The sequence below is a fragment of the Paenibacillus sp. FSL H3-0333 genome (assembly GCF_038002805.1).
Lineage (GTDB): Bacteria > Bacillota > Bacilli > Paenibacillales > Paenibacillaceae > Paenibacillus_AQ > Paenibacillus_AQ silagei.
In genome coordinates this window covers 5,127,788-5,141,116 of the sequence record NZ_JBBODG010000001.1, presented here as the reverse complement: position 1 = coordinate 5,141,116, position 13,329 = coordinate 5,127,788, and the positions used below count along the sequence as shown (strand labels likewise).

Below are 13,329 nucleotides of genomic sequence, written 5' to 3'. Positions count from 1 at the left end.
CCAACCTGAACGAAGGGAGGGGGCTTGATCTTGCGTATCTGTTACTTTTTCATATATTGCCGGTACAGCTCTTCACAAGTATCGTAACGCTGGGGCTGCCGGCCGACCCGGTGATATTCCTCCAGATAGTCATCCATTGCCAGGAGGAACCGGTCCTTGAACAGATCCAGATTACTTGCATCAAAATACTGCATCAGTTCGAACTTCCGGGTTCCCCGCGACTCGGTCATTTCATCCAGCAGACCCTGCGCTCCCATGGCGGCGTAAAAGGCGTAAGAGGCATCCTTACTTTCAGTGCTGGCAATGATCTTGTTGCGGTAGTTGCACCATAATTCCTCATAGGTGCCCGCCAGATTATCATAGGTAGGAACAGGCTGTTCCACATACTTCTGATACAGAGTGCTGTATAGATCAAGGATACTTTTGAGCAGAATGCCGGAGGTGCTTCGGATCTCGTCCGTCGTCTTCGCGCAGATCACATTCCTATAGATCGTTTCATAATTCACAGGGAGGTAGCGGTAAGCTGCGGTGTCCTCCAGGTATCTTTTCAGCCCTCTTTTCAAATAAGTATTATTCATATGCGTCAAAGCGTTCACCAGATTGTAGACCAACTCCGCTGAAGCCAGCCTAACGGCTCCCTTATCACCCGCAAGACAAACATTCGCGTATTCCTGCTTCGCCAGATCGATCCATTTCTTCGCCCGTTCCAGACAATCGCGTCCCAGGGGCTTCGCCAGAGCATCCAGCGCCCGTTGCTGATAGACCTTAAGCTTCTCCAGATCCTCGGGCTTGGCATAGTAGAGCACCTGCAAATCTATTAGAGAGGAGATCATCGGACTTTCAAGCGCGGCCTGTTCTTCGATCCGGGTCTCCCAAGGAGTGCAGTAGATATCATAACCGACTTCCCCCAGAATGAAGCAGGACGAGATGCCCCAGCCTTGGTTGTTATTATTGATGATGATCAGATCCAGATCGCTTTTCTCATGATAATCCCCGGTATTGCAAGAGCCCGTAAGCCCGATCACCGCAATCTCCTCCGAAAAATCCCGTTTGGCCCGCTCGATCACCATGTTGATCAATTTTTCGTTTTTGGATAATAGCTCCTGCCTGGTACTTTCATTCATAGCTGATTCCTCCTGCGCTGTGGCTTGTTGTTGGATTCATTGTAAAAGCATCTGCCGTCCGCGGGTATGCCGACTTCGGTTAGGTTCATTCTCTCCCTGAGCGCTCCGTATGTACGCACATACTTTTCATAGAATACGCCATCGACCTGAGCCAGGCTCTATCTTATATTATTACCATAATTTGTTTTATGAAAGCGTATACTCGAAGGTGGCACCATAATCTATGGGAGGTGGTTGTCAAATGTTCAGCAGAACCAGGTCTTCGGTGAAAAGGACAAGGACATTCCTGATGTACGGTCTGATGCTTGTGTTATGTGTGGGACAGCTCGCGTTATTTCCGGCAGTGGGGGCGGCGGCAGGCAATCTGGCTCAGGGCAAGACGATTAGCGCAAGCTCAGTCGGTGATGTGTATGTAGCAGCGAATGCTAATGACGGTAACCAGGGTACGTACTGGGAGAGTGGCAGCAATGCTTTTCCGCAATGGATCAAGGTGGATCTGGGTGCCAGCAGCAGTGTGAATCAGGTTGTACTGAAGCTGCCTGCGGGCTGGGAAGCCAGAACACAGACGCTGTCTGTGCAAGGCAGTACGGATGATACGTCTTACAGCAATCTGGCGGCGTCTGCGGGGTATGCTTTCAATCCGGGCAGTGCGAACTCCGTCACCATCAACTTCACAGCTGCAACCGCCCGGTATGTCAAAATCATCTTCACGGGCAACACAGGCTGGTCCGCAGCACAGCTGTCGGAGATTGAGGTGTACGGCACCACGGCCTCGCCACCCGGAACCTATGAAGCGGAGGCCGCAGCCTTATCCGGCGGGGCCAAGACGAATACCGATCACAGCGGCTATACTGGTGCTGCCTTCGTAGATGGCTACCTGACGCAGGGAGCAGTCACAACCTTCACGGTAACGGCTCCGTCGGCAGGGAATTACAGCGCAGCCCTGAGGTATGCCAATGCCTCCGGCAGTACGAAGACGCTGAGTATCTACGTGAACGGCACGAAGGTCAAGCAGACCTCGCTTGCCAATCTCTCGAACTGGGATACCTGGTCGACACAGGCAGAGATTCTTGCCTTGAACGCCGGAACCAACACCATTGCTTACAAATATGATGCGTCCGACTCCGGCAATGTGAATCTGGATCAGCTTGTGCTGAGCGCTTCCCCGGCGCCGACGGCAACGGCTACGCCAGCTCCGACGGCTGTGCCGACCGCAGCCCCAACGGCTACGCCGACCGTAGCTCCAACGATCGCGCCGACCGTTGCACCGACGGCTACACCTACTGTAGCCCCAACGGCGACTCCGGCTCCGACGATCACACCAACAGCCACCCCAACCACAGGTCCCGGAGTGAACCTGGCGATTGGCAAGGCTATCCATGCTTCTTCTTCCATCTTCACCTTCGTCCCCTCCAATGCCAATGATGGAGATGTCACTACCTACTGGGAGGGTGCGGGCGGCAGCTACCCGAATACGCTGACCGTCAGCCTCGGCGCGAATGCCAATGTGACCTCGGTGGTCGTGAAGCTCAATCCGGCAGCCGCCTGGTCAACCCGTACCCAGACGATCCAGGTGCTGGGACATAACCAGTCCACAGGGACGTTCACCAGTCTGGTACCTGCGGCGGAGTATACGTTTAATCCGGCCAGCGGCAATTCAGTGACCATTCCGGTGACCGCTACAGTCAGTGAGCTGCAGCTGAGAATTACGGCGAATTCCGGTTCAGGCGCCGGACAGGTAGCTGAGCTTCAGATTATTGGCACACCGGCGGCGAATCCTGACCTGACGGTAACCGGGATGTCATGGAGTCCGTCGGCTCCGGTGGAGACCGATTCTCTCACTCTGAAAGCTACAGTGAAAAATAGCGGTTCTGCTTCATCCGCAGCTACCAATGTGAGCTTTTATCTCGGCAACGTTCTTGCCGGAAATGCCCCCGTGGGTGCCCTAGCTGCAGGGGCTTCGGCTAATGTCTCCTTCAGCCTTGGTGCCAAGGATGCCGGAACCTATACGGTAAGCGCCAAGGTAGATGAGAACAACAATGTCATTGAGCTGAATGAAGTCAATAACAGCTATGCCCATCCTACGGCCCTAACTGTGAATCCGGTATCCAGCTCGGATCTGATTGCTTCTCCGGTCAGCTGGTCTCCCGGCAACCCGGCAGCAGGCAACACGGTCAGCTTCTCGGTAGCCATTAAGAATCAGGGAACGGCGGCCTCAGCCAGTGGTGCGCACAACATTACGCTGACCTTAACGGATGCCACCTCCGGGGCGGTCCTCAGAACGTTGACCGGATATTATAACGGTGTCATTGCTGCCGGAGGTACTGCGGCTCCTGTGGCTCTTGGGACCTGGACGGCTGTGAACGGAAAATATAATGTCAAAACAGAAATTGCCGTGGATGGCAACGAACTGGCAGTCAAGCGGGCCAACAACATCCAGAACCAGTCGCTCTACATCGGACGCGGGGCCAATATGCCTTACGACATGTATGAGGCAGAAGATGGAGTGATCGGCGGCGGAGCTGTCAAGCTGACACCGAACCGCAATATTGGCGATCTGGCTGGTGAAGCTTCAGGCAGAAGAGCGGTCACCCTCAATACAACAGGCAGCTATGTCGAATTCACCACCAAAGCCAACACGAATACCCTGGTCACCCGGTTCTCTATTCCCGATGCTCCGGGCGGTGACGGCACCACAGCTACACTCAACATCTACGTCAATGGAGTGTTCAACAAGGCCATTACCTTGACCTCCAAATACGCCTGGCTGTATGGCTCGGAGGCTAGCCCCGGCAATTCGCCGAGTGCCGGCTCCCCGCGCCACATCTATGACGAAGCGAATATCATGTTCGACAGCACGATTCCGGCAGGCAGCACGATCCGGCTGCAGAAGGATGCAGCCAATACTTCGCAATATGCCATTGACTTCGTCAGCCTGGAGCAGGTCTCGCCGATAGCCAATCCGGACCCGGCCAAGTACACGGTTCCTCTGGGCTTCACGCACCAGGATGTGCAGAATGCGCTCGATAAGGTCCGTATGGATACAACGGGTAAGCTGGTTGGCGTCTATCTTCCTGCCGGAACCTATGAGACCTCGAACAAGTTCCAGGTCTACGGCAAGGCGGTGAAGATCGTCGGAGCCGGCCCCTGGTATACCCGGTTCTATGCACCGGTTAACCAGTCGAATACAGACATCGGCTTCCGGGCTGCCGATTCAGCGAATGGCTCGACCTTCTCGGGGTTTGCCTACTTCGGCAACTATACTTCACGGATTGACGGTCCCGGAAAGGTGTTCGACTTCTCCAATGTGGCCAACATGACAATTGATAATATCTGGACGGAGCATCAGGTATGTATGTACTGGGGCGCGAATACCGATTATATGGTCATTAAAAACTCGCGCATCCGCAATACCTTTGCCGACGGCATCAATATGACCAACGGTAGCACGAACAATCTCGTGTCTAACATCGAGGCGCGGGCAACCGGAGATGACAGCTTCGCCTTGTTCTCGGCGATCGATTCCGGCGGCTCCGACATGAAGGACAATGTCTATGAGAATCTGACGTCCATCCTGACCTGGCGGGCAGCCGGTCTTGCCGTCTACGGCGGGTATGCGAATACCTTCCGCAACATCTATATTGCGGATACTCTCTGCTACTCCGGGATTACGATCAGCTCGCTGGACTTCGGTTATCCGATGAACGGCTTCGGGGCGTCACCGACGACGAACTTCCAGAATATCTCCGTCGTCCGGTCAGGCGGACATTTCTGGGGCGCACAGACCTTCCCGGCCATCTGGGTATTCTCCGCTTCCAAGGTGTTCCAGGGCATCCGGGTCAGCGATGTGGACATCATCGACCCGACCTATCATGGAATCATGTTCCAGACGAACTATTCCGGCTCTACGCCGCAGTTCCCTGTCACAGACACGATCTTTACCAACATTACGATCTCCGGTGCCCTCAAGAGCGGCGACGCCTTCGACGCCAAATCCGGTGTTGGTATCTGGGCTAATGAATTGCCGGAGCCCGGCCAGGGGCCGGCAGTGGGCAGCGTAGTCTTCAACAACCTGAAGATCCTGAACACGGTAACGCCGATCAAAAATACAACCTCCACGTTCACGATAACGGTGAATCCGTAGGGGAACGTGAAGAGATCTCACTGAACCTGCACCGCTACCGCAGGTATCATTGAGCAGAAGCAGCAGAATGCCGTCTCCCGTTTTGTGGGAGGCGGCTTTTGCTGCTGCACCTGAAAATCGACAAATGCTATCCCGTAACTATACAATGGGTGTTATATCGTGCATAAGATAAGGACAGAAACAAAGGAGGCACACCCATGACGAATCGGGTAGTCAATAATATTACGGAGCTGATTGGCGGCACGCCGGTTGTGCGCTTGAACCGGGTAACCGGACCGGAGGACGCGGAGCTGTATGTGAAGCTGGAGATGTTCAATCCCAGCGGCAGCGTCAAGGACCGGGCGGCCTATAATCTGATCCGGCAGGCGGAGCTGGACGGACGGCTGCAGCCAGGCGGGACGATCATTGAGCCGACCAGCGGGAATACCGGGATTGGACTGGCGATGAACGCGGCAGCGAAGGGGTATAAGGCCATCCTGATTATGCCGGATAATATGACGAAGGAACGGATCAATATCCTGAAGGCCTACGGGGCGGAAGTGGTGCTGACTCCGGCGGCGGAGCGGATGCCTGGTGCGATTGCCAAGGCGGTGGAGCTGGGACGGGAGATCCCCGGCAGCTTCATTCCGCAGCAGTTCGAGAATCAGGCGAATCCGGATATTCACCGCACTACCACCGCGCCGGAAATTCTGGAGCAGATGGAAGGGCGGCTGGATGTCTTCGTTGCCACTTCCGGGACAGGCGGCACCATCACCGGAACCGGCGAGGCTCTGCGCGCACGACTGCCGGAGCTGCGGGTGGTTGTCGTGGAGCCGCAGGGTTCGCCGGTGCTGTCCGGCGGCCAGCCGGGGCCGCATAAGCTGGTGGGGACCAGCCCGGGCTTCGTGCCGGCGATTCTGAATACCGGCATTTATGATGAGATCGTGCAGGTATCCGATGAGGATGCCTTGGAGATGGTAAGAGAACTAGCCCGTACGGAGGGAATTCTGATCGGACCTTCCGGCGGAGCCGCAGTCTGGACGGCCTTGCAGGAGGCGCGTCGCCTGGGACGGGGGAAGCGGGTGTTATGTATCGCGCCGGATACCGGGGAACGTTACCTTAGCATGGGGATTTTCGACTAAATCATATTGGAGGACCGCTATGAATCAAGCGAAGCAAAGCTTCCGGCACGGGGGAAGAGCGGCCGGAAGTCTTATTCTTACAGCAGCCATAGTCTTTAGCCTGACCGGGTGTGCCCGGACGAATAGCAATGACGCTGCCAGCAGTGCAGCAGCTTCGGCCGGGCCGTCTACCGGCAGTCCATCGCCAGTCGCTCAGCAGACGGATAGCCCGGCAAGTGCGGTCCCAACTGCATCAGCGTCAGCTACGGCCTCTCCAGCCCCGGCTGCCTTACTTGACCCTTCCAAGCTGCAGCCGGTCTTCGGATTCGCGAGTGAGACCGGGAGTCATATTATGGTCACCAGGGAAGAGGAGGGGAGCGGGGAGCAGTTGAAGTCCCTGAACACTGCCATTGGGAACGGGGGGCAGGTGCTGGCTGTGAAGCTGGAGAAGTGGCAGCCGGGCAACGATAACAACAACGGACGGGAGCTGGCGAATAATATTCCGAATCTGTCCGGTTATCTGTTCAAGGTAGAGGGTGACGCAGCAATGAGGGATGAGACCTATTATCTGGTTGATTCTGCGGTGTTTCCGCAGGCAGCCTTGCTGGAGCTTCAGCCCGCTGACCCGGCAGGCCCGCAGCTTGCAGCTGGTGATCCGCTTCGTAAGAGTGTAGAAACTGCCAAAGGGCGGAAGATCCAGGCAGCCTGGAAGCTGGCCGGGCTGGGCCCGGACAGACAGCTCTATCTGGTCCAGTTCGTAAGACAGGATAAGAATATGCTGTTTAGCCTTGTCCTGAAGGAAGCCGGGAAGCTAAGCTTCAAGGACTATCCTGCGGAGATTACGGATAATGAATATTCAGTCTGGCGTGTCGATGACGGCGGTGAGGTGAACCCGCAGATGTTCTCCCTGCTGTTCGCGGCACATTCGGCAGAGGGACTACTGCTTGGGCTGAACTGGTGGGGAGCGGAGGGTGTGAACAGCTTTTTCCTGAAGCAGGAAGGCAATGGCTTCACAGAGCTAGCAATCGAATATGGCCGCTATATCTCTCCCTTGTGAGCAGGGCGAACGGACAGCAAGGCTCCCCGTCACTTCTGGGTGACGGAGGAGCCTTGTCTGCCTGTCATATAGATCATCATGATTGGCCTCATCAGCATGTATCCCAGTATCCCGCCGAAGGTGTTCAACAGCAGATCATCCACATCAAAGGTACCGATATAGAAGACGGCTTGTGAGCATTCCAGCACCGCGCTTAACGCGAAGGACCACAGCAGTACACCGGTGAAGGAGCCGCTGCCTTTTCCATTCGGAGATAACAGCACCAGGAAGATGCCATAAGGAATGAATAAGGCGATATTCCCCAGGAAATTAACGACAGTACTTGTGCTGAGATGGTGATAGGTATTGGATAAGGTGGCCAGCGGGATCAGATTTCCGCGTTGCAGACTGGCGGCAACATGGTCCGGGCTGTGTTGAAGCTGCTGCCATAGAAATGGGAGATCCATCGAACCGAATTTGAACAAAATAATTTTGAACAGAATATATACGTAGACGGTAAACAGTACCTGCAAACCGTATTTTGTCCGCTTGTGTGCCTGATTCATTTCAGATCACCGCTTTCTGTAGATTGTAATGTTATATGGCTTAGTCATTAAGGATATACCGTCATAATCACACCGTTCATATTGTCGCCAGAGAACTCAATGTGCTGGGCGTCAGGAGTGGGAACTGGAGTGTTCCCGTTAACTTCGATATAGGAAATCTGATATTCGACGCCGTTAACGGTAGTGGCGACCGACTTCTGCTCCTTAAGGAATTCAAGGTATTCTTCCAGCGTGAAGTTCTTGTCGCGCATAATCACACTGTGCGGAAGCCCCACATACCGGAAATGCCAAGGCTCATACCGGATGCCGGTGATGTCTGTTTTATCCTCAGGATAGCGCAAAATGAAGCCGTAGTCCCATGCGTTTTCCCGCAGCCATTGCCCTTCAGGGGCATGGCTCATGGACATCTGCGAGGAGCCGATATCCAGCGACAAGCCCAGATTATGCTCGCTGTAGCCGGGTGGCAGGGCGTAATCGGCCCCTTTTTCATCGTATAGCTGCTGCTGCTTGTCATTGTCCCTATATCCGCTGCTGATCAGGAAGCTGTTGATGTCCTCCCCCGCTGCAGCGTGTATCATCTTTGTGAATTTCTCTGCCACTTGCCTGGAGAGTAGCGTTTTGTGATCCAGCAGCACGTAGCCGGAAGTCAGATCTTCATGATCGATGAGACGGACTATGTCCTGGCTGACTCCTGTATCGTGAACGGGGTAATCCTTATTGACCAGCAGCAGGTTCCCTTGGTAGATCTGGCCCTTCGGGATCACTGTCAGATTCTTCGAACCTTTATCTGTAGAGACTTGTACCGTCTTAATATTCAGGTCTGCCTTGGCATCCTCTTGATCCTTGGACATCCACTCATAACCGATCAGCACAGCAATCACAATTACGAATAACCATTTCTTCATATTCTCGTCCTCCTTGTTTCAATGACTTAAGCATAGAGGAGCGTGTTTAAATAGAAGTGGGGGAAAGATAAAGTTTTTCTTAAAACGTCTCCGCTTAAAGTGTTCCAGCTTGAAATGTACATGCAAAAAAAACCGTCCTTCTAAAAGGACGGCCACATTGCGGATATAGCTGGAGCAGACTATTGGTTCAGACCCGGCAGACGGACCTCGAAGAGCGTGCGGATCGTGTCACTCTGTACAGAGATCGTCCCCTGATGCTGCTCGACGATATTTTTGGCAATGAACAATCCTAGCCCGGTACTGCCTTCCTGATGGGTCCGTGCCCGGTCACCTGTATAGAACATATCGAACAGAAAAGGCAGGTCCTCTGCCGGAATCCTATCTCCGTAATTCATGACCTGGACAACGATGGTCTCACCCTCCGGGTAGCAGCGGACATCGACATAACGGCCGTCTTTGCCGTAACGCACCGCATTGGTCAGCAGGTTCTCGAACACCCGGGCCAGCAGCTCCCCGTCCCCGGTAATTTTGAGCTGCGGAGTGACTTCAATGCGGGCCGTCAGCCCGTTGTTCTCCAGCAGAGGATACAATTCCTCGTTTAGCTGGACCAGCAGCTCGCTCAGATCCAGGGGGCGCTGCTCCACGGTAAGCATGCCGTAATTCATCCGGGTAATCTCGAACAGCTCATCGATTAGCTTTTCCAACCGCTGTGATTTGGTGTAGGCAATCGTGGTGTAATGTTTCACTTGTTCAGCGGTTAACTCCCCGTCCTTCAGCACCAGATCCAGGTAGCCGAGCACAGAGGTCAGCGGAGTCCGCAGATCATGAGCCAGATTCAGCACCAGCTTGTCCTTGCTGTTCTCCGCGAAGTCCCCGCGTTCCACCGCTTCTTCGAGTTTGTCTTTGGCCTGGTTAAGATCGGCGGCAATATCCTCGAATTCATCGTTAGAATGGATTTGAATCCGGCTTTTGAAATCCCCGTTAGCCAGCAGGCGGATATGGTGCGAGATTTCTTTGAAATAGCGGGCATACGGCTTGGTGAACAGGAAGAAGAACAGCAGCGCCAGCGGGATGAAGAAGATCAGGAAGAAATTCAGGTCGCCGAAATCGGCAATCAGATAACGGAAGCGGGTCAGCTTGTCTTCATACTTCACCTGAGAGGTATAATACATTTGCAGGCTTTTGTAGAGTACAAAGGTAATAGCGCCGGAGCAAATCATGCTGAGTACCAGCAGTGATATCATTTTGAAGCGGAAGCTGCGGACAAGATTAGCCATTGAACGTGTACCCTACCCCCCAGATCGTTTTGATCCATGTATTTTTACTTTGGTCATCGCCCAGCTTTTTGCGCAAGGTGCGGATATGGACCATCACAGTGTTTCCGCCTTCATAATAAGCCTCACCCCAGATTTGCTGAAAAAGCTGCTCGGCGCTGAATACTTTCTTAGGGTAGCTGGCGAGCAAATACAGGATATCGAATTCCTTCGGCGTCAGCTCCACAGCATTTCCATACAAGGTCACGGAACGGCGGTCCGGATCAACGATTAGCCCCCCGGCTTCTACTACGGCCTTCTGTTCGGCAACCGGCTGGTTCAGCTTCATGGAACGTCTTAGCTGCGCGTTCACTCTGGCGACCAGCTCCATGGGATTGAAGGGCTTGGTCATATAATCGTCGGCGCCGATGACAAGCCCGGTGATTTTATCCAGATCCGAAGTCTTCGCGCTTACAAAAATAATCGGCAGCCCATGCTGCTCCCGGATCTGCCGGGTCACCTCATACCCGTCCAGCCCGGGCATCATAATATCCAGAATCGCCAGGTCGATATGCCTGGACTGGATGACCTGCACCGCCGCCGGGCCGCTCGTAACCTTTATAGGGTGGTATCCTTCTTTTTCCAAATGCAGTCCGATCAGATCAGCAATCTCGGGATCATCGTCGGCGATTAGAATCGTAATCCGTTTCATATGATTATCTCTCCTGTAGTGTCAGCATGAATGTATACTTGATTGCATGTTATTCCTAGTGTACCCTATCGGATATGGTTTCGCTAACTGTTATGATAGGACGATGGGAGCTATGAAGGGAATGATTTAACTTTTAAATACTTAATTCTGTAACATATTCGGACGGGTATAGCCCTAAAGAGTCATGCCGCCGGTCACCCGGAAATGGTAAAATAACGAACAGAAATTAGGGAGGGAACCGTGACGTATACCCGAATTAAAGTGCTAATCCTGCTGATTCCAACAGTCATGGTGGGTATCTGGGAGTGGGTGAGACATCAGTTCCTGATGCAGTACATTTCCATGGATACAGGAAACTACTTAACACCTGTATTGGTCTTTATGTTCAGTATTATTCTGCTGCTGCCGCTCTTTCGCCTCATGGAGCGCAATCAGCGGGAGCTGGAGCAGGAGCGGGCGGCAACCGGAGCGATGGAAGCACGGGAGGCGCTGGCAAAAGAGCTGCATGACGGAATGGCCCAGTCCCTGTTCCTGCTCTCTGTGAGGATTGACCGTCTGGAGCAGAGCCGTAAGGACGGCAGCGTCAGCGCGGACAGTGTGGATCAGATCAAGAAGACCGTTCACGAGGTCAACCGTTATGTTCGTCAGGCGATTGCCAATCTGAAGGTGCCGGTCAGCGGCGCGGAGAGCTTTTCGCTGGAGCGTTCTATCCATGAGCAACTGGCCGGAATTGCCGGAGAAGTCATGATTGAGGTGTCGCTGGACTGGCATCTGGAGGAGCAGGCGCTGACGGCGGCGGAACAGGCAGAGCTGTTGTCCTCTATTCGTGAAGCGATTATCAACGTGCGTAAGCACACACGTGCGGGCAAGGTATCCGTATGGGGCCAAGGGAATGAGCATGGCTGGCGTGTAACCATTGCTGATGATGGTGCTGGAATTGAGCATGACGATCCTTTTGCGGTGAACGGCAGCTATGGCCTGCAGATTATGAGGGAACGGTCCCGTAGTATGGGCTGGACGCTTCAACTTCACTCAGGAGCGGATGGAACCACTGTAGAAATTACGAAGGGGGAGGTGCAAGATGGAACGCTGCCGGGTGCTGATCGTCGATGACCATGCGCATGCACGTGAAGCGATGATCGAGATTGTGGGACTGGATGAACGGTTTGAAGTGATTGGTGCGGTGGCCAGCGGAGCTGAGGCGATCGTCTGGACCGGGCAATGGATGCCGGATCTCATTCTGATCGATATCGAAATGCCGGGAATGGACGGTCTGGAGACCACGCGGCGCATTAAGCTGGAATATCCGTATGTCCGGATTGTCATTGTCACCGTGTCGGATGAGATCTCTTATCTGTTCGAAGCACTTAAGCAGGGCGCGCAGGGGTACCTCCTGAAGAACCTGGCCCCGTCCACCTGGATCGAATATCTGCTGGCAATTGTAAGCGAAGAGGTGCCATTGAGCCGGGAGCTGGCATTCCAGATTCTGAAGGAGTTCGCGGTCACCTCCGTCAAGGAGGAGCGGGAGGCATTAACCGCGCGGGAGAAGGAGATACTGGGCTGTGTATCCTCCGGGTCCACCAATAAGGAGATTGCCGTCACCCTCGGGATCTCCGAGCATACGGTCAAGAATCACCTGAAGAACATTCTGCAGAAGCTTCAGCTTCAGAATCGTACGCAGCTCACAAGGTACGCCTTGGAGCAGGGGCTGGCTTCGCGGGAGCGGGATTTTCCGGGGAAGAGATAGAGCTTAAGATAGCGTGGACAGGCCCAATATCCATTATTAGAGAATAGGAGAGATTTCATTGAATAGAATGTTTCGCAAAATAGCAGCACTGGCCGCACCGGCAGCCGCCGCACTACTGTTGTTCGCAGCCGTGGCGAGTGCCCACGTAACCGTTAGCCCAGCCCAGTCCAGCACGGGGGCCTGGGAGACGTATACCCTGAAAGTACCGTCTGAAAAAGAAAGCGCCACCGTCCAGGTGGATCTGCGGATTCCGGCAGGCGCGGAATTTAAGCAATACGAAGCCACTCCCGGCTGGGAGGTAACGGTTGAGGGGAATAAAGTGAGCTGGATTGCGAAGGACGGCGGCATACAGGCCGGACAGTTCCAGCGCTTCTACTTCACGGCCAAGAACCCGGACTCCGCAGGCGATATCGCCTGGGATGCCTATCAGCACTATGCCGATGGCAGCCTCGTGCAATGGTCCGGCGAACCCGGCTCGGAATCCCCGCATTCCATCACCGCCATCGCTGAAGCCTCCGGCAGCGCCGATGGCGGCCACGGCCACGGTGCCGCAGACATGTCCGGCTCCGGCACGATGACCATGGACGAGCATCAGGCCATTGTGGAGAAGGAAGGCACCAGCACCGGCACCTCGCCGATGGTTTACATTACCCTCGGCATCTCGCTGGTCTCCTTCCTGCTGGCGGCGATTGCTTTGCTTCGGGGGAAGCAGGAGTAGGGCTTAGAGAACCCTGTGTCAGAA

11 protein-coding genes are annotated in these 13,329 nt (G+C 54.3%); 6 read left to right on the top strand and 5 right to left on the bottom strand.

Features of this window, described 5'->3' with window-relative positions; all coding sequences use genetic code 11:
* Positions 1–41: 41 nt before the first annotated feature.
* Positions 42–1,124 (bottom strand): nucleotidyltransferase domain-containing protein, encoded by a 1,083-nt coding sequence (locus MHH78_RS23075; RefSeq protein ID WP_341168918.1) that lies wholly within the window; start codon positions 1,122–1,124, stop codon positions 42–44.
* Between the two features lie 241 nt (positions 1,125–1,365).
* Here MHH78_RS23075 and MHH78_RS23070 point away from each other — a divergent pair, with 241 nt between their 5' ends.
* The 3 genes from MHH78_RS23070 to MHH78_RS23060 all read left to right on the top strand — a co-directional run bounded on the left by MHH78_RS23070 (position 1,366) and on the right by MHH78_RS23060 (position 7,425).
* On the top strand, positions 1,366–5,268 hold the full coding sequence (locus MHH78_RS23070) for a galactose-binding domain-containing protein (protein ID WP_341168917.1): 3,903 nt from the start codon (positions 1,366–1,368) through the stop codon (positions 5,266–5,268).
* A 197-nt stretch (positions 5,269–5,465) separates the two neighbouring features.
* Positions 5,466–6,389, top strand: coding sequence for a cysteine synthase A (gene cysK / locus MHH78_RS23065; RefSeq protein ID WP_341168916.1), 924 nt, complete (start codon positions 5,466–5,468; stop codon positions 6,387–6,389).
* A 19-nt stretch (positions 6,390–6,408) separates the two neighbouring features.
* Positions 6,409–7,425 carry a hypothetical protein gene (locus MHH78_RS23060; protein ID WP_341168915.1) on the top strand — a complete coding sequence of 339 codons (1,017 nt, stop codon included), beginning with the start codon at positions 6,409–6,411 and terminating at the stop codon, positions 7,423–7,425.
* A gap of 29 nt (positions 7,426–7,454) precedes the next feature.
* Here MHH78_RS23060 and MHH78_RS23055 read toward each other — a convergent pair whose 3' ends face one another.
* The 4 genes from MHH78_RS23055 to MHH78_RS23040 form a co-directional block, all read right to left on the bottom strand.
* Complete coding sequence (locus tag MHH78_RS23055) at positions 7,455–7,970, bottom strand: VanZ family protein (protein ID WP_341168914.1); 516 nt, start codon at positions 7,968–7,970, stop codon at positions 7,455–7,457.
* Positions 7,971–8,017: 47 nt separating this feature from the next.
* The gene (locus tag MHH78_RS23050; RefSeq protein ID WP_341168913.1) at positions 8,018–8,875 is read right to left on the bottom strand and encodes a M15 family metallopeptidase; all 858 of its coding nucleotides are present in this window, start codon (positions 8,873–8,875) and stop codon (positions 8,018–8,020) included.
* Between the two features lie 179 nt (positions 8,876–9,054).
* Complete coding sequence (locus MHH78_RS23045) at positions 9,055–10,152, bottom strand: sensor histidine kinase (RefSeq protein ID WP_341168912.1); 1,098 nt, start codon at positions 10,150–10,152, stop codon at positions 9,055–9,057.
* Positions 10,145–10,840, bottom strand: coding sequence for a response regulator transcription factor (locus MHH78_RS23040; protein WP_076074149.1), 696 nt, complete (start codon positions 10,838–10,840; stop codon positions 10,145–10,147). The genes MHH78_RS23045 and MHH78_RS23040 overlap by 8 nt, the downstream gene beginning before the upstream one ends.
* A 240-nt stretch (positions 10,841–11,080) precedes the next feature.
* Here MHH78_RS23040 and MHH78_RS23035 point away from each other — a divergent pair, with 240 nt between their 5' ends.
* The 3 genes from MHH78_RS23035 (at position 11,081) to MHH78_RS23025 (ending at position 13,305) form a co-directional block, all read left to right on the top strand.
* Complete coding sequence (locus tag MHH78_RS23035; protein WP_341168911.1) at positions 11,081–11,953, top strand: sensor histidine kinase; 873 nt, start codon at positions 11,081–11,083, stop codon at positions 11,951–11,953.
* Positions 11,922–12,587, top strand: coding sequence for a response regulator transcription factor (locus tag MHH78_RS23030; protein ID WP_341168910.1), 666 nt, complete (start codon positions 11,922–11,924; stop codon positions 12,585–12,587). Before MHH78_RS23035 ends, MHH78_RS23030 begins: the two co-directional genes overlap by 32 nt.
* Before the next feature lie 67 nt (positions 12,588–12,654).
* Positions 12,655–13,305 (top strand): DUF1775 domain-containing protein, encoded by a 651-nt coding sequence (locus tag MHH78_RS23025; protein ID WP_341170365.1) that lies wholly within the window; start codon positions 12,655–12,657, stop codon positions 13,303–13,305.
* Positions 13,306–13,329: the final 24 nt, after the last annotated feature.

Excerpts from the sequence above, each read along its gene's own strand:
- MHH78_RS23075 (WP_341168918.1), bottom strand. The coding sequence starts at position 1,124 with ATGAATGAAAGTACCAGGCAGGAGCTATTATCCAAAAACGAAAAATTG.
- MHH78_RS23070 (WP_341168917.1), top strand. The coding sequence starts at position 1,366 with ATGTTCAGCAGAACCAGGTCTTCGGTGAAAAGGACAAGGACATTCCTG.
- cysK (WP_341168916.1), top strand. The coding sequence starts at position 5,466 with ATGACGAATCGGGTAGTCAATAATATTACGGAGCTGATTGGCGGCACG.
- MHH78_RS23060 (WP_341168915.1), top strand. The coding sequence starts at position 6,409 with ATGAATCAAGCGAAGCAAAGCTTCCGGCACGGGGGAAGAGCGGCCGGA.
- MHH78_RS23055 (WP_341168914.1), bottom strand. The coding sequence starts at position 7,970 with ATGAATCAGGCACACAAGCGGACAAAATACGGTTTGCAGGTACTGTTT.
- MHH78_RS23050 (WP_341168913.1), bottom strand. The coding sequence starts at position 8,875 with ATGAAGAAATGGTTATTCGTAATTGTGATTGCTGTGCTGATCGGTTAT.
- MHH78_RS23045 (WP_341168912.1), bottom strand. The coding sequence starts at position 10,152 with ATGGCTAATCTTGTCCGCAGCTTCCGCTTCAAAATGATATCACTGCTG.
- MHH78_RS23040 (WP_076074149.1), bottom strand. The coding sequence starts at position 10,840 with ATGAAACGGATTACGATTCTAATCGCCGACGATGATCCCGAGATTGCT.
- MHH78_RS23030 (WP_341168910.1), top strand. The coding sequence starts at position 11,922 with ATGGAACGCTGCCGGGTGCTGATCGTCGATGACCATGCGCATGCACGT.
- MHH78_RS23025 (WP_341170365.1), top strand. The coding sequence starts at position 12,655 with ATGTTTCGCAAAATAGCAGCACTGGCCGCACCGGCAGCCGCCGCACTA.